Annotated in this window: 14 protein-coding genes and 1 pseudogene; 9 read left to right on the plus strand and 6 right to left on the minus strand. The window is 51.2% G+C overall.

Features of this window, described 5'->3' with window-relative positions:
* Window positions 1-2,033: O-antigen ligase family protein (locus tag AACT35_RS00005; RefSeq protein WP_099237280.1), on the plus strand; the 2,033-nt coding region annotated here is incomplete at its 5' end.
* Here the strand turns inward: AACT35_RS00005 and AACT35_RS00010 are convergent.
* Window positions 2,030-3,544 (minus strand): site-2 protease family protein, encoded by a 1,515-nt coding sequence (locus AACT35_RS00010; RefSeq protein ID WP_099237282.1) that lies wholly within the window; start codon window positions 3,542-3,544, stop codon window positions 2,030-2,032. The two genes, AACT35_RS00005 and AACT35_RS00010, sit on opposite strands and share 4 nt — an antisense overlap.
* Before the next feature lie 161 nt (window positions 3,545-3,705).
* Here AACT35_RS00010 and AACT35_RS00015 point away from each other — a divergent pair, with 161 nt between their 5' ends.
* The 6 genes and pseudogenes from AACT35_RS00015 (at window position 3,706) to glgA (ending at window position 8,960) form a co-directional block, all read left to right on the plus strand.
* Window positions 3,706-4,371, plus strand: coding sequence for an MBL fold metallo-hydrolase (locus tag AACT35_RS00015; protein ID WP_099237284.1), 666 nt, complete (start codon window positions 3,706-3,708; stop codon window positions 4,369-4,371).
* Window positions 4,358-4,606, plus strand: coding sequence for a hypothetical protein (locus tag AACT35_RS00020; protein ID WP_143596743.1), 249 nt, complete (start codon window positions 4,358-4,360; stop codon window positions 4,604-4,606). The genes AACT35_RS00015 and AACT35_RS00020 overlap by 14 nt, the downstream gene beginning before the upstream one ends.
* Window positions 4,607-4,646: 40 nt before the next feature.
* Window positions 4,647-5,225 (plus strand): annotated as a pseudogene (gene clpP, locus AACT35_RS00025) (ATP-dependent Clp endopeptidase proteolytic subunit ClpP); the annotation flags it as partial.
* A 41-nt stretch (window positions 5,226-5,266) separates the two neighbouring features.
* Window positions 5,267-6,598 carry an ATP-dependent protease ATP-binding subunit ClpX gene (gene clpX / locus AACT35_RS00030; protein ID WP_012307148.1) on the plus strand — a complete coding sequence of 444 codons (1,332 nt, stop codon included), beginning with the start codon at window positions 5,267-5,269 and terminating at the stop codon, window positions 6,596-6,598.
* Between the two features lie 5 nt (window positions 6,599-6,603).
* Window positions 6,604-7,452 carry an alpha/beta fold hydrolase gene (locus tag AACT35_RS00035; protein ID WP_099237287.1) on the plus strand — a complete coding sequence of 283 codons (849 nt, stop codon included), beginning with the start codon at window positions 6,604-6,606 and terminating at the stop codon, window positions 7,450-7,452.
* 71 nt (window positions 7,453-7,523) lie between these two features.
* Entirely contained in the window at window positions 7,524-8,960 is a 1,437-nt protein-coding gene (glgA, locus tag AACT35_RS00040; RefSeq protein WP_099237289.1) for a glycogen synthase GlgA, read from the plus strand.
* On the opposite strand, the gene menD is transcribed toward glgA, so the two are convergent.
* Window positions 8,957-10,696 carry a 2-succinyl-5-enolpyruvyl-6-hydroxy-3-cyclohexene-1-carboxylic-acid synthase gene (gene menD / locus AACT35_RS00045; protein WP_099237291.1) on the minus strand — a complete coding sequence of 580 codons (1,740 nt, stop codon included), beginning with the start codon at window positions 10,694-10,696 and terminating at the stop codon, window positions 8,957-8,959. The two genes, glgA and menD, sit on opposite strands and share 4 nt — an antisense overlap.
* Before the next feature lie 71 nt (window positions 10,697-10,767).
* Between menD and AACT35_RS00050 the strand changes: the two genes are divergently transcribed.
* Window positions 10,768-11,331 carry a Uma2 family endonuclease gene (locus tag AACT35_RS00050; RefSeq protein WP_099237293.1) on the plus strand — a complete coding sequence of 188 codons (564 nt, stop codon included), beginning with the start codon at window positions 10,768-10,770 and terminating at the stop codon, window positions 11,329-11,331.
* On the opposite strand, the gene AACT35_RS00055 is transcribed toward AACT35_RS00050, so the two are convergent.
* Entirely contained in the window at window positions 11,328-11,735 is a 408-nt protein-coding gene (locus AACT35_RS00055; RefSeq protein ID WP_012307143.1) for a hypothetical protein, read from the minus strand. The genes AACT35_RS00050 and AACT35_RS00055 overlap by 4 nt on opposite strands.
* 306 nt (window positions 11,736-12,041) lie before the next feature.
* Here AACT35_RS00055 and AACT35_RS00060 point away from each other — a divergent pair, with 306 nt between their 5' ends.
* The gene (locus AACT35_RS00060; protein ID WP_099237296.1) at window positions 12,042-12,872 is read left to right on the plus strand and encodes an HAD family hydrolase; all 831 of its coding nucleotides are present in this window, start codon (window positions 12,042-12,044) and stop codon (window positions 12,870-12,872) included.
* Here the strand turns inward: AACT35_RS00060 and mreD are convergent.
* From mreD to AACT35_RS00075, 3 genes are read right to left on the minus strand one after another with little or no spacing between them, the layout of a single operon-like run.
* A complete protein-coding gene (mreD, locus tag AACT35_RS00065) occupies window positions 12,845-13,387 on the minus strand; it encodes a rod shape-determining protein MreD (protein WP_254047921.1) in 543 nt (180 codons plus the stop codon). The genes AACT35_RS00060 and mreD overlap by 28 nt on opposite strands.
* Window positions 13,368-14,168, minus strand: a complete 801-nt coding sequence (mreC, locus tag AACT35_RS00070; protein ID WP_062434141.1) for a rod shape-determining protein MreC — start codon at window positions 14,166-14,168, stop codon at window positions 13,368-13,370. The genes mreD and mreC overlap by 20 nt, the downstream gene beginning before the upstream one ends.
* 32 nt (window positions 14,169-14,200) lie before the next feature.
* The gene (locus AACT35_RS00075; protein WP_012307139.1) at window positions 14,201-15,250 is read right to left on the minus strand and encodes a rod shape-determining protein; all 1,050 of its coding nucleotides are present in this window, start codon (window positions 15,248-15,250) and stop codon (window positions 14,201-14,203) included.
* Window positions 15,251-15,320: the final 70 nt, after the last annotated feature.

The raw sequence follows: 15,320 nt of genomic DNA on the forward strand, positions 1-15,320 counted from the left end.
GGGCGGTGCAACAGTTTGATTTTTCGCTGCTGGAACTGCGTAACTGGGCTCCCTTGGGTCACCAAAATTATGTGGCCGGTTATCTCATTCTTTGTTTACCGACCCTCCTGGGCTTGGCGATTTTACATCGGGATTGGCGGCGCTGGCTTTGGCTGACGGGGGTGGTAATTGGGGCGGTAGATCTCTATACCACGAGCTCTCGGGGGGGGTGGCTTGGGTTGGCGATCGCCTCGGTGGTGGCCTTCGGGTTTGCTTGGGGGTTTAGTCAGATTCGCAAATTTTATTTATTGCTAGCGGGGATTATTTCCACGGGAGTTTTAGGGATTTTTGTGCTGACCAATAACCGCCTCTACAATCTCGTGGTACCGATTTTGCAGGGGGAATTTGGGGAATTAAATTACCGTTGGGTCAATGCCCAGGTGGGTGGGGCCATGGGTCTCGACCATTGGTGGACGGGGGCTGGTTTAGGAAATGCGTTCTTGTTGTATCAAAATTACCGCCCAATCACAGCGGGTCGCCTTTCGGAAATTATTTATCAACTCCACAGTACCCCGGTGCAACTCTGGGCGGAAATGGGCATCTGGGGCTTGGGTTTGTTCTTTGGTTCGATTGTTTTTCTGGGGGTGATCCTCTGGCGACTGCGGGGCCATGTTAAAGGGATGGCACGGGAAGACCGCATTTTGTTGGGCAGTATTTACACCGGGCTAGTCGGCTATTGGGCCTTGAGTTGGACCGATTATCAACTGGATAATGTGGCCATTAGCGGCATCATTGCAATTCTGGTGGCCTTGCTCGCGGCGATCGCCCGTCAAGATCAACCCCAAATATCTCTCCCGTCCCAACCAAACCCAGAAAAATTTTTAGGAAAACCCCGTCTCGTCGCTCTCGGCCTAGTGGGAATTTACGGTGCCGTTGCCATCTGGTTAGCGCCGATCCAAGCCGCCTGGGAGCGATCCAGCACCGGATTTTTAGCATTGCGCCAGGAAACCCCTGATTATGACCGTTTTGTGGAAAATTTGACCGCCGCCCATGACCTCGCTCCCTGGGAACCTTACTATTCCTATCAGTTGGGTTGGAATCTCGGTGAATTAGCTCTCCAGACCACAGACTTAGAACAACGGCAACGCTATCTCCAGGAGGCGATCCAATGGTTTAACCAGGGCAACCAAGCATCTCCCTACCGGGAATTTGGCCGCAGCAACGTGGCCTGGCTCCACATCGCCAACAATGAACCCAATCTAGCAACGGCGGAATTTTACCAATCGGCCCAGCTTGTGCCCGCGAAACGAGGCATTTTCTACGGGTTGGGGTTAAGTTTGTTGGCCCAGGACAAAACAGATCTTGCGGTCGAGGCGATCGCCTTAGAAATTCTTCGTGATCCCCCATTTATCACCAGTCCCATTTGGCGAGGCGGGGGCTTGGGAGAGCTTTATCCAGCGGTGGTGGCGCGGGTGATGGGTCACTACGAACAGCTACTGGCGCAATATCCCGATGATCCGTTGTTACATCGCTGTCGGGGTGGTATTGCCTGGTGGATTGGGGATTTTGCCCTGGCCGAAACGGAATTTCGCCAGTATTTCGACGCCACAGCCCTCAGTTTACTCCCCGGTCGGGAAGCCCTGGGTCAGGAAACGGCGATCGCCCAATTACAAGCCACCTGGGACAACCCAGAAAAACGCTTAGAACTTTTAGAGGAAGCCTGGGCTAGGGTTTCGCCCCAACAGCCCCTCACCGACCAACAACGGCAAGAATTTTTAGCCACTATGGCCAATAGCCCAGATTTTGCCACTTGGATCCGCGTCGGTGCCCCAGTTCTCCAGTACCGTCGCCAGCGCAGTGGGTTTAATGTGAACAGTCGCCACATTGATGGGGACAATCCCACGGATTTTTGGACGGTAAGCGAAAATCTCGCAATTAACACCTGGTTCGGCGAATTTTTCCCGTCTGTTGTCTATGAACCTCGGTTTGACTTGCAATTACAACCCCTCAGGGACAGTCTTTATGCCGCTTTTGAAACAAACGCTAACCCCTAAAAATTGAGCCAATTACTCAGGCCAGCGGGTAACGGCAAGAAAATTAACGCCACAAAAACCAGGGTAAACATCCCCAACAGGTCGCGGCGATTGTCCAAATCCGTCACATCGTTAAGGGCGGGCTGGTTCGCGATGGGCATCAGCAGGGCGAAAATCGCCAGAAAAAGAAAATTTGGCTGCACAAAGGCGATCGCAATCATACAAATCCTTGTCACCTGGGCAATAATGCTCGCCGTCCGCTGGCCGAAAACGGCGTGGGTCATCAAACCACCATCCAATTGACCGATGGGCAAGAGTTGCAAGCCCCCCAACATCAGGGCCACATAACCGGCGATCGCCACCGGGTGTAAATCCAGGGCCATATCCGGGGTGAACTGATTTCCTAGGGCCAAACGACTCATCAGTCCTAGGAGGAGAGAAAACCTTGGATTAAATTCATTAAAGGCTAACAGCGTTGATTCCTCTGGCAAGGGCACCACTTGGGACAAGCCCAGGCCCACCCACAAACAAGGCAGGGTCAGGAGCATCCCCACCCAAGAGCCCGCCACCGCAAAATCAAACAAAGCTTGGCGATGGGGAATGGGGGATTTCCGCTGGGTATAGGCCCCCAGGGTACCGATAAAAAAGGGAATCGGGACGAAATAGGGGAGCGTCGTTTTAATTTTGTAATAGGCCGCCGCACCGTAATGGCCCAGTTCATGGCAACCGAGAATTGCGACTAACAGCAGACCATAGGGTAAGCCCTGCCAAAGCATACTCGGATTCTGTTGGATCACCTCCGGGGCGACCCCCTGCAATTCCAAACCCATGACGGTGGTAGTAAATAAAGTAATTAACACTAAGGCGATCGCCAAATCCGGGCGCGTTAGGGGTTCCTCTTTGGTTTGGGATTGTTGGGCCGCTTTCCAAGGGTTGGGAACAAGGGCAAAAAACGGTTGCCCCCGCAGACTTTCTTGGAAGACCACAATAAAGCGATCGCCAAAGAGCTGTTCGATATTATCCCGAATTGTTTGGTAGGCTTCCTGGGGGACCGCCCGCAACTTGCCTCGACAGAGGATCGCCTGAGGATAGTAGTCAATATTCTGAAGATAATAAACCCCCCAGGGAAAACAATCCCGGAGTGCTTTTTCTTCCTTGGTGCTGATCGGGCGGAGCTTAGAGCCTTCTTTTTTCAGGGCAGAAGCTTGGTCTAATTTTTCTAAATCTAAGCCTGGAGTCTGGGGGGCAGCGGACGGCGGGCTGGGATCAGCAGATTCGTCCGGTTTGGGTTTCCCCCAGTCCAACAAACTCCAATACATAAACGGCGAAAGGATCAACAGTGGCAACATCAGCAACAAGGGCATCGGCTGGGTCGCCCCAAAAATTAAAATCCAGACTAGCCAGGCGGAAGCAGGCAACATCATCACCAGCCAGAGTAAGCTTAATGGTGCTTTATTTTCTGGTGGTACAGTGCGGCGGATGAGGGCGTAGGTCAACACCCCCATAACGAAGAAAAGCAGCCAAACTTCCATGAACTTTCAATTGAATCCTTACTAGAAAATGTGTGGCACAAGCAAAATGATTGCCCCTGCTTTGTGGCGATCGCCCCTAGAGAGAAAATTGTCGAAACCTCACCCCAATGCAACAATGGTAGCGACTGTTTAACATTTCAACATGAGTAGGGACTCCCCCCGTGCAGACTCCCCCCAAACCGCCCCGCAAACTTTTTGAAGACATCTACGCCTTTGCCCCCAATCGAGAAACCCTCGGTGGCACAGCCTACTTTATCGCAAAAGCCGGTGGTGGTCTGTTGGTTGATTGTCCCCCTTGGCACCCAGAGACCCTCAACTTTTTGCAGGCCCAGGGCGGCGTCAAAACCCTCTACATCACCCAGCGGGCCGCCATCAGTAACCAAGTCGCGAAGATTCAACAGGCCCTCGGTTGTGCGATTGTGATCCAAGAGCAAGAAGCCTACCTGATGCCAGAGGCCGACGTGACGCCCTTTCGGGATGATTGGCAGGATGGTGATTTTCGCGGCATTTGGACACCCGGATTTTCCCCTGGTGCTTCCTGTCTCTATTATGGCCAATGGGGAGGCTGTCTGTTCACGGGGCGGCATCTCCTCCCCAACCAAAAGGGTGAAATTCTCGCCCTGCGCACCGCCAAAACTTTCCACTGGGGCCGCCAACTCAAAGGCATCGAAAAGCTGATTGAAACGTTTAAAAATCAGCCCCTAGAATATCTGCTGCCCGCTGCGAATACGGGTTTTCTCCGGGGGACGGGTTATCTAGCGGGGGCCTACCCCCAATTACAACAGGCGATCGCCCTATCCCAGGCCCAACCCCTTGTCCATCTCTAAAGCGGCCAATCTTAGTGAAATTAACCAAGGGGCGATCGCCCTCTGCTGGTGGCTCCCATCTCAGGCAATGCGACTATATAATAAAGGCTATGTGGGAAATCATTGCCCGGCCTCACCCAACGGTCATCAAGGTCTGCCCCTGATTTTTCCCCAGTTTTTTTCCTGTTCATCCCCCAAAACATTAGCATCGAGCTTCCATGGTTCAATCAACTACCTCCTATCAACACCTTTCTAGCCAAGCCGTCCCCTACAGCTACTCCATGGGTGGAACGGTGGTGCCGATGGTTGTCGAACAATCTGGCATGGGAGAACGGGCCTTCGATATTTACTCCCGTCTCCTGCGGGAACGGATTGTGTTCCTCGGTACCGCCATTGATGACACCGTTGCTGACTCTGTGGTGGCCCAGTTGCTCTTTTTAGACGCCGAGGATGCCGATAAAGACATCCAACTCTACATCAACTCCCCCGGTGGTTCCGTTTATGCAGGGATGGCGATTTACGACACCATGCAACAGATTCGTCCCAATGTGGTGACCATTTGCTACGGCATCGCTGCCAGTATGGGCGCTTTTCTCCTCTCAGGGGGCACCAAGGGTAAGCGGATGGCCCTGCCCAGTTCTCGCATCATGATTCACCAACCCCTCGGTGGTGCCCAAGGCCAAGCAGTGGATATCGAAATTCAAGCCAAGGAAATCCTCTACATCAAAGATAAATTAAATACGTTGATCGCCGATCATACGGGTCAACCCTTTGATAAGGTGGCAGAAGATACCGAGCGGGACTTCTATATGTCCGCCGAAGAGGCTTGCCAGTATGGTTTGATCGACCAAGTGATCGCCCCGAACGCCGCTTAACCCCATCGCTCACGTTATCCAGAGGCCCTACTCCAAAACCCATGTCTAAATACGACTCCCATCTCAAATGTTCCTTTTGTGGTAAGTCCCAAGAACAGGTTAGAAAGCTCATTGCTGGGCCAGGGGTCTATATTTGTGACGAATGTGTCGAGCTGTGTAACGAAATCCTCGATGAAGAGCTGATGGAAAATGCAGCGGGCATGGGTATGGGGCGATCGCCTGAAAAAAATCCCCCCAAGGCTCCCCCCGAAAAGATTAATTTTGAAGACATTCCCAAACCCAGGGAAATTAAGCATTACCTCGACGAACATGTCATCGGTCAGGACGAAGCAAAAAAAGTCCTTTCCGTGGCTGTCTACAACCATTACAAGCGCCTGAGTTTGATGGAAGACGACGACGCCGATCCCGTCGCCGATGGCATCGAACTCCACAAATCCAATATTCTTTTGATCGGGCCAACGGGATGCGGTAAAACCCTCCTCGCCCAGACCCTCGCGAAGATCCTTGATGTGCCCTTTGCCGTTGCCGATGCCACAACCCTTACCGAGGCGGGCTATGTGGGCGAAGATGTCGAAAATATTTTGCTGCGCCTTCTACAGGTGGCCGATCTCGATGTGGCCGAAGCCCAGCGGGGGATTATCTACATCGACGAAATCGATAAAATTGCCCGCAAAAGTGAAAACCCCTCCATTACCCGCGATGTGTCTGGGGAAGGGGTACAACAGGCCCTGTTGAAAATGCTGGAGGGTACCGTCGCCAATGTGCCTCCCCAGGGAGGCAGAAAGCACCCGTACCAAGATTGCATTCAAATTGATACCCGCAATATTTTATTTATTTGTGGTGGAGCCTTTGTCGGTCTCGATAAGGTGATTGAGCGGCGGGTCGGCAAAAAAAGTATGGGCTTCGTGCGGCCCGGGGAAGAGGGCAGTGCCAAGGAACAACGTACCGCTGAATTGCTCCAGCATCTTTCTCCAGAGGATCTCGTTAAGTACGGGATGATTCCAGAGTTTATCGGGCGGATTCCGGTGATTGCGTCCCTCAGTCCCCTCGATGAGGAAGCGCTAGTTGAAATTTTGACCCAACCGAAAAATGCCCTCGTCAAGCAATACAAAAAACTCCTGAAGATGGACAGTGTGCAGTTGGAGTTTGAACCGACCGCTATCCGGGCGATCGCCCAGGAAGCTTACCGCCGCAAAACCGGGGCTAGGGCGCTACGGGGCATTGTCGAAGAATTAATGCTCGATGTGATGTACGAACTGCCTTCCCGTAAAGATGTCAACCGCTGCACGATTACACCGGAAATGGTCGAAAAACGTTCTACGGCTGAACTCCTACTCCATCCGTCCTCCTTACCCAAACCAGAATCTGCTTAGGGCCAATGGCGATCGCCCAGGTGCGGGGAGTCCCCCACTATTACGAATGGATTTGTCGCGGGGGCCGCGATCTTCCCAAACCAGTGATGTTATTTGTCCACGGTTGGGGCGGGTCGAGCCATTATTGGCGCAACACTGCCACGGCCTTCAGTGAATCTTTCCATTGTCTGATCTATGATCTGCGGGGCTTTGGTCGTTCTGCGCTCCCTATCGATTACAGTGGTGACTATGCCCTAGACGATTATGCTCTGGATCTAGAAGTACTGCTGCGGCAGTTAGACATCAACGGCAAAATTATTCTCAATGCCCATTCCATGGGGGCTTCCATCGGGGCAATTTTTGCGGCGCAGTTTCCCCAACGCCTAGACCGGGCCATTTTGAACTGCAACGGAATTTTTGAGTATGATGCCCGCGCCTTTGGGATGTTTCAGAAAATTGCTGGCACCATTGTGCGCTTACGGTTTCCGTGGTTACGCCAGGTGCCGGGGCTGGATCGGTTGGCGATCGCCCGTTTTTTGCAGCAACCAATTGCGCCCACAGAGCGGCGGCAATTCCTGGAGGATTTTTTGAGCGCTGATAATCGCGCCGCTGCTGGGACTCTACTAGCTTCGGTGAATGAAATGATGGTGACCCGCTTGCCCCAGGCGTTTCGCAATATCCAATGTCCGACCCTATTCCTCGCCGGGGAAAAAGATCAAATCATTCCGGCGGCCATGGCCAAAAGGGCGATCGCCTTAAACCCAAACTTTCAATATATTGAAATTCCCCAGGTGGGACACTTCCCCATGCTCGAAAATCCCCACCGCTACCAAGCCGAAATCCAGCAATTTCTCAGGGACAAATTTCCCGGATAGTATTTATTCTTGGGATCCCTCAAAGAATGATACGCTCTAACAGAACATCAAAAATTGACGAGAAAATTCTGATGCGTATTTTGTTTGTTTCTGCCGAGGCTGCTCCCATCGCTAAAGCTGGAGGTATGGGAGATGTGGTGGGATCACTGCCCAAAGTTTTACGGCAGTTAGGACATGACGCGAGAATTTTCTTACCCTATTACGGCTTTCTCAACGACAAGCTCGACATCCCTGCGGAACCCGTGTGGTGGGGCAGTGCAATGTTCAATACGTTTGCCGTGTATGAAACCGTATTACCCAATACCGATGTCCCCCTTTATCTGTTTGGCCACCCTGCCTTCGATGGACGTCACATTTATGGTGGGCAGGACGAATTTTGGCGTTTTACCTTTTTTGCCAATGGAGCCGCTGAATTTATGTGGAACCACTGGAAACCCCAAATTGCCCACTGCCACGACTGGCACACGGGTATGATTCCGGTGTGGATGCACCAATCGCCGGATATCAGTACGGTATTTACGATCCACAACTTGGCTTACCAGGGGCCTTGGCGGGGTTTCTTGGAGCGCAACACTTGGTGCCCGTGGTATATGGACGGTGATAATGTAATGGCCTCGGCGCTGATGTTCGCTGATCAAGTGAACACCGTATCTCCCACCTATGCTCGACAGATCCAAACCAAAGTCTATGGTGAAAAATTAGAGGGTTTGTTGTCTTGGATCAGTGGCAAAAGTCGCGGCATCGTCAATGGCATTGATGTGGAACTGTATAACCCTTCTAACGACCAAGCCCTGGTAAAACAATTTTCTACCACCAATCTTGAGGATCGGGCCGCCAACAAAGTGATCATCCAAGAAGAAACGGGGCTAGAGGTCAACTCCAAGGCTTTTTTGATGGCGATGGTCACCCGCTTAGTGGAACAAAAGGGGATTGATCTGCTGCTGAATATCCTGGAGCAGTTTATGGCCTACACCGACGCCCAGCTCATTATTCTCGGCACTGGCGATCGCCACTACGAAACCCAACTCTGGCAAACCGCCTACCGCTTTAAGGGGCGGATGTCTGTGCAACTACTCTATAACGATGCCCTCTCCCGCCGGATTTACGCTGGATCCGATGTCTTTTTGATGCCGTCACGCTTTGAACCCTGTGGCATTAGTCAAATGATGGCGATGCGCTACGGTTCTGTGCCCATTGTGCGGCGCACCGGGGGTTTGGTGGATACAGTCTCTTTCCATGATCCGATTCACCAAACCGGGACAGGCTTTAGTTTTGACCGCTACGAACCGCTGGATATGTACACCTGCATGGTGCGGGCCTGGGAAAGTTTCCGCTACAAAAAAGACTGGGCTGAACTACAAAAACGGGGCATGAGCTATGACTTTAGTTGGTACAAATCCGCTGGGGAATACCTCAAGATGTACCGCCAAAGCATTAAAGAAGCCCCGGAATTAACGACCGATGAAGCCGAAAAAATCACCTATTTAGTGAAAAAACACGCCATTTAAAAATGACTTTCAAAACCTTGGAATAAATCTTTCAGCCAAGTCATCGCTTGGTTACGGTTTGTTTTGACTTCCAGTAACCTTACTCCCTTGGGTGGCAAAGTAGCACAGGTTTGCATTAGGTCAGCTTTGGTTTGAATCGCCTGATATTCAATGCCATATAAATCGCATACTTTAGAAAATTCAACGGTTTGGGGCGTCGCAAAATAATCTTCAAAAATATCTTTTTCTTCGGCGATGGGTAACATTTCAAAGATGCCGCCGCCTTGGTTATTGATCACAATAATCGTCAGGGAGCCGGTAAATTTTGATAATGTCAAAAAGCCATTGATATCGTGGAGGAGAGCGAGATCCCCCGTCAGTAACACAGCAGGCGAATGATTCTCTGCAATGCCCAAAGCCGTTGACAGGGTACCATCAATGCCATTGGCACCCCGGTTAAAGTAGGGCAAAATTTGTTGATCATTCAACTGCCAGAAAAATTCGGCATAGCGCACCACCATGCTATTGGCAAAGAAAATAGCTGTTTCCTCTGGTAACGCTCTGGCTAAACAGTAGGCGATCGCCGCTTCGTTGAGATTTTGTTCTGCCTGGAAAACTGCGGCTAATTTGGCGCGAATTTTTGCATCTTGGGTCTGCCATAGATCCAAGTAGGGCAAACCTTTTTCGTTGTCGGGAAAGATCCCCAAATACTTCATGGTGCGAAGATTAACGGCGAGATATTGGTGGGGACGATGGATGGGGTCAAAATTATCGGCCCGCTCGCTCAAGATATAGGTTTGAATCTGCTGCTTTTCGAGCCAGGCCCGCAAAATTTTACTGGTGGGCAGAGCGCCAATTTGAATCACAATTTCTGGTTTGAGGGTTTCTGCTAGGTTTTGATCCCGCAAAATAAAATCGTAGGTGATGACTAAACCCTGGGGAAAATAATGGGCATAGTTCCGCACGGGGGAGAGGGCTTCGGTTAAAACTGGAAAACTCAAATAACCCGACAACTGGGCGATCGCCTGACAATATACATCGGGATCATCGGGCTGATTCACCCCAGCAATAATTAGCCCCCGGGCATAATTTTTCCAAGCTTCTGTAGGCAAAATATCCGCAGAAAATTCTGCCTTTTCCAGGGGCTGAATCCCGGCAAAAAAATCCGCCTTGATCACATCTTTGAGGTGCGTCACTGAGCCATCGGCAATGGGGGCAAGGGGATCCCGAAACGGACAATTGAGATGCACCACCCCTTTCTGGGGAAACTGCGATCGCCGCCAAGCTTGCACCATGGTTTGTCGGGCATAGCGCAACATTTCAACAGTGCCCAGGGGCGTCGCCATTTCACTAAACCACTGGGCAAAATTTCCAAATAGCTTGATCTGGTCAATGGTTTGCCCCGAATGACAATCCCGCAATTCCGGGGGGCGATCGCCTGTGAGGATAATTAAAGGCACCGCACTCTGGTAGGCTTCGATCACCGCCGGATAGAAATTGGCCCCCGCTGTCCCCGACGTACAGACCAGCACCGTCGGTAAACCAGAACTTTTCGCTAAACCCAGGGCAAAAAACGCCGCCGAGCGTTCATCTAAAATCGGGATCGCTTTAATCTGGGGGTGACGGGCCAGGGCAACGGTGAGGGGCGTAGAGCGGGATCCAGGACAAATCACCGCCGATTGCAAACCCAGGCGCGCGAGGGTTTCTACCATCACACCCGCCCAGAGACTATTAAGATTACTAAAATCTAGACCCATACCTTTCGTGCTGAATTATGCTCCCAGATCAACCAGGGTACAATTAAAGCACTGATTTTCAGTCTTTTGGCATGATTGCTTTACCCTCTGGTTTTTCTCCCCAGGCATACCTCGAACTTGAGTCCGAAAGCACAATTCGCCATGAGTATCGCCAGGGATTGGTTTATGCGATGGCCGGTGGTAGTGATGACCATAGTCGCATTGCCATTAATTTTTTAACGGCCCTTAATTTGCATCTCCGGGATGGCCCATGCCGATTTTTTGCGGGGGACGTAAAAGTTAATTATCGAGACCAGTTTTTTTATTATCCTGATGCTTTTGTCACTTGCGACCCCAGGGATCAACAAAATCGCTATGTAAAACAATTTCCCAAGTTAATCCTTGAGGTTTTATCTCCAGCCACAGAGAACTTTGACCGCGCAGAAAAATTCCAAGATTATCAACGGATTACGACCTTAGAAGAGTATGTTTTAATTTCCCAAACGCAACAGGAAGTAGAGGTTTGGCGGCGATCGCCCCAGGGTTGGACGAATCAAATTTACCGGACAATTGATCCGGTCAAGCTCACCAGCATCCACCTTGAAATGCCTATATCAGAACTGTATCGGGGCACCAGTCTCGAAAGCCGCATTTAAGATGCCGTCGGATTTTTGGCGCGGGCTTCGAGATCGTCAAGGGTTTGCAAAACCAACCGCTTTGCTTCTAGTTGCCAGCCCCAGCGTTGAATTTGGATGGCAGCGGGTAGGGCGATCGCCGGGGCGAGGAAATCGAGGGGCTGCTGGAGGGAAATGCCGAACAGTAAACCCAAACCCGCAATGCCCCAAAAAGGTAAAGCGACTGTCTGTCGATTTTCCAGCACCATTTTTCCGAAAAATCCCTGGGGCATCTGGGCCAAAAGTTCATCCTTAATTTGCTGCTGTTGTCGAGGATTCAACATAAACGCAAATTTGCGGCGCAACTTTTCAATCTTGCGGGCGTCGGTACTGTATTCTGTCAGTTCATTTTCCGCCATCTGAATCAATTTCTCTAGCTGAGCCATGGTGCTTTGGGCCTCTCTCTTTAAAAATCTCTGTTTATTGTGGCATTCCCTGGGATTTTCTCCCCGGCTCCCAAAAGGCGATCGCCATTACTATTCAGCTTCGTTTATCATCAACCCCTAATTTTTTCATCATTCCGACGGTTTTTTCTACCGCTGTTTCGATAAAAATTTGCTATTGTAAAGAAAGTTTAAGTAAGTTATCCAAATTTATAAACAAGTCTACAAATCACCAATAAATGTGTGACGCAGACAACAAAACCACAAAAGTAAATCATGCTAAAGATAGAGCATTGACCAAAAAGCACCATGAGTATCCCAGGCTTGTTCCAGAGAACCGCTGCCCGTTTTCAAACTATGAACTCTCCCACCGCAAGACGTCTCCGTTTGACGCTATTTTGTGACTTCGATGGGCCATTGGTCGATGTTTCGGAGCGATACTATGGTACGTACCAAGCCGCTCTCCAGCATACGCAACAGATTTACGCCCAACAGGGCATCGCCATTCCCCTCAAATACCTCGGCAAAGACCAATTTTGGCAAATGAAGCGCCAACGGGTCAGTGATATCGAAATTGCGATGCAGTCCGGGCTCCAGGAAGAGCAAATTGCCTTTTTCCTCGACCATGTCCGCACCATCGTCAACGATGAAGCCCTACTCCACCTCGACAAAATGCAGGGGGGCGTGAACTGGTCTTTGGCCTTACTCCATTCCTACGGGGTGAAATTGGTACTGGTGACGCTCCGGGAAGAACAGCAGGTGCGGAAAATGCTCGATCAATATGGCCTAAAACGTCTATTTAGTGGGATTTACGGTAGCGACGATCGCCACACGGCCTATGTGAATAATGTGGATGTGAAAACTGCCCTCCTCAAGGAGGCGATCGCCGAACAAGGAGAACTAAGCGATCAATGGCTCATGGTTGGTGATACCGAAGCGGATATTATCGCCGCAAAAAATATGAATATTCCGGCGATCGCCGTGACCTGTGGCATTCGCGATACGGCCTACCTCAAAACCTATCAGCCCGATCATTATTGCAATGATCTTCTCTCTGTGGCCCATTTTCTGGCGGAGCGCTATGGTCACTCTCCCAAGCCCCAGGGCCATCACTACTGCCTATCGAGCATTCTCACATAATCCCACCAACGCACCAGAGGCGTACAAAGGAGCGGTGCCCAGAGGCTACTTAAAATTGCCGTTGCGAGGCCGATCCGTTGCAGTTCACCCCAGAGCATCCCTGAGGAACCCAACCCCCACAGCAGATATTGAAATGCCATAATCACTTCTGCAGCTAGGGTCATTACGAAGACCAGCAGCGCCAGAATAATAAAGTCTTCCTGGAGATAGCGTTGTTGTCGCCAGCGGGAAACGAAATAGGCGACCAGCACGAAGCCTGGAAGGTGGGAAGGTAAGGCACTCACCATTAAGCTGTCATGGATCCAAGCAGCGGCGATCGCCCCCAGGAGAGCATAAATCATCTCCCGCTTCACACTCCAAGCAATTACCCACATCAAGAGCCACTGGGGACTAAAACCGAGGATTGTCATCCCAGGAATGCGGAGTAACAAAAGCTGGCTACACAGCAGCAGCGAGCCAATGCTCACCAAACCATTCATCCAGGGCAGTGCCCCTCTAGGGAGTTTGCGAAACATCTTGCTCCGGTTGCAGCTCAAAATTTAAGGGCTTCTGCTCAAAAGGTGCCACCAATACCCATTCCAACGACCCCAGCGGTACCGTCAACTCCACCGTCGCGATGGGGGCTGGCCCCGCATTAAAATCAATTGCGGCAATGCGACCAATGGGGAGACCTGGGGCGTACAGGGTGCTCAGGTTTGAGGTGGTGACCATATCTCCCACCTTGACATCTGGAACCTTCTCATAGAAAACCATCTGGGCCTGTTGGGGATCATTTTGGCCCCGGAGATAGCCCTGGAAACGACTCCGGGACAACATCACACCCACTTGTTGGTTGAGGTCACTCACCAAAGCAACGCGACTACTGTGGGGGGTAACTTGTACCACCCTGCCCACAAGTCCACCGATGCCAGTCACGGTGTCCCCGACCTTGATCCCGGCTTGACTCCCCTGGCCGATAATAATTTGCTGCCACCAAGCATCGGCACTGCGACCAATGACCGGGGCGGCGATCGCCTCTGTCTGGAGCGTTTGTCGATAATCCAATAAATCTTGTAGCTGTTGGTTCTGGGCTTCGAGTTCCTCGACTCGATTTTGCAGTTCCCGCAGCTTACTATTCTGGAGCAAAATTTCCGTTTCAGCGGCGGTGAGATTGCCCTGACGCCGGAAGAAAAGCCCATAAAATTCCTGAATTGCGCCCCCCTGGGTCTGGCGCAAAAATAAAGCAGCCGAAAGGCCAACCCCAATAAAAATTAAGGTCATCCCATAGCGTTGCCACCAACGGCGGAACATTAACATTCACTCAAGAAAACGATGTGATCCATCCTAGGCTATTCGTAGCGAGTATGGCTCTTAAAGACCCGCTCCATATCCTTATCTTTAAAGTTTTCCAAAACACGACCTGTACCCAAAGCAACACAGCTTTCAGCATTGGCCGCCACGTGGGTAACGATGCCTGTTTCGTGGCTAATCAGGGTATCGAGTCCCTTGAGCAGGGCGCCCCCCCCGGCCAGCATAATTCCCCGGTCAATAATATCAGCAGCCAATTCCGGTGGAATTCGTTCTAGGGTGCGCTTCACGGCTTCAACGATGATCGAAAGCGGTTCAGACATACTTTCACGGATTTCAGGGGCCTTGATGGTGACGGTGCGGGGTAATCCGGAAAGCAAATGTAAGCCACGCACTTCCATGATCGGCTCTTCTTCGTCGGTGGGATAGGCAGATCCCAGTTGAATTTTGATATCCTCGGCGGTGCGTTCCCCAATGACCAAATTGTGGACTTTTTTCATGTAGAGCATAATCGAGTCGCTGAGTTCATCCCCCGCAACCCGTACCGATTCGCTCAGAACAGTGCCCTGTAAACTTAAAACGGCCACTTCTGTGGTGCCGCCACCAATATCAATAATCATGTTACCGGTGGGTTCAGAAACGGGTAGCCCTGCGCCAATGGCAGCGGCAACGGGTTCATCAATGAGATAAACATCGCTGGCCCCAGCTTCTTTGGCTGCTTCTTCGACGGCCCGCCGCTCTACTCCTGTAACGCCACTGGGAATCCCGATTACCATCCGGGGCCGAATCAGGGGATTGCGGTTATCGTGGACGCGCTTAATGAAGTGCTTTAGCATCGCCTCGGCGGTGTCAAAGTCCGCAATCACCCCATCTCGGAGAGGGCGAATGGCAATCACGTTGTCGGGGGTACGCCCTAACATGCGCTTGGCTTCTAGGCCAACCGCCAGGACTTCTTGGTTATTTTTGTTGATGGCCACAACAGACGGTTCCTGGAGGACAATCCCTTTACCAGAGACGTATACAAGGGTGTTGGCGGTACCGAGATCGATACCCATGTCCCGTGAAAATGAAAAGCGACTAAATAAACCCACTTGTACGCTGACCCCTTATCTGCTGTGTGTTGAGCTGGTTTTGAACCTTGAACACATTTACATGATTTAC

It is taken from the genome of Synechococcus sp. BDU 130192, assembly GCF_963876085.1.
GTDB lineage: Bacteria > Cyanobacteriota > Cyanobacteriia > Cyanobacteriales > MRBY01 > MRBY01.

Excerpts from the sequence above, each read along its gene's own strand:
- AACT35_RS00010 (WP_099237282.1), bottom strand. The coding sequence starts at position 3,544 with ATGGAAGTTTGGCTGCTTTTCTTCGTTATGGGGGTGTTGACCTACGCC.
- clpX (WP_012307148.1), top strand. The coding sequence starts at position 5,267 with ATGTCTAAATACGACTCCCATCTCAAATGTTCCTTTTGTGGTAAGTCC.
- AACT35_RS00035 (WP_099237287.1), top strand. The coding sequence starts at position 6,604 with ATGGCGATCGCCCAGGTGCGGGGAGTCCCCCACTATTACGAATGGATT.
- glgA (WP_099237289.1), top strand. The coding sequence starts at position 7,524 with ATGCGTATTTTGTTTGTTTCTGCCGAGGCTGCTCCCATCGCTAAAGCT.
- menD (WP_099237291.1), bottom strand. The coding sequence starts at position 10,696 with ATGGGTCTAGATTTTAGTAATCTTAATAGTCTCTGGGCGGGTGTGATG.
- AACT35_RS00050 (WP_099237293.1), top strand. The coding sequence starts at position 10,768 with ATGATTGCTTTACCCTCTGGTTTTTCTCCCCAGGCATACCTCGAACTT.
- AACT35_RS00055 (WP_012307143.1), bottom strand. The coding sequence starts at position 11,735 with ATGGCTCAGCTAGAGAAATTGATTCAGATGGCGGAAAATGAACTGACA.
- AACT35_RS00060 (WP_099237296.1), top strand. The coding sequence starts at position 12,042 with ATGAGTATCCCAGGCTTGTTCCAGAGAACCGCTGCCCGTTTTCAAACT.
- mreD (WP_254047921.1), bottom strand. The coding sequence starts at position 13,387 with ATGTTTCGCAAACTCCCTAGAGGGGCACTGCCCTGGATGAATGGTTTG.
- mreC (WP_062434141.1), bottom strand. The coding sequence starts at position 14,168 with ATGTTAATGTTCCGCCGTTGGTGGCAACGCTATGGGATGACCTTAATT.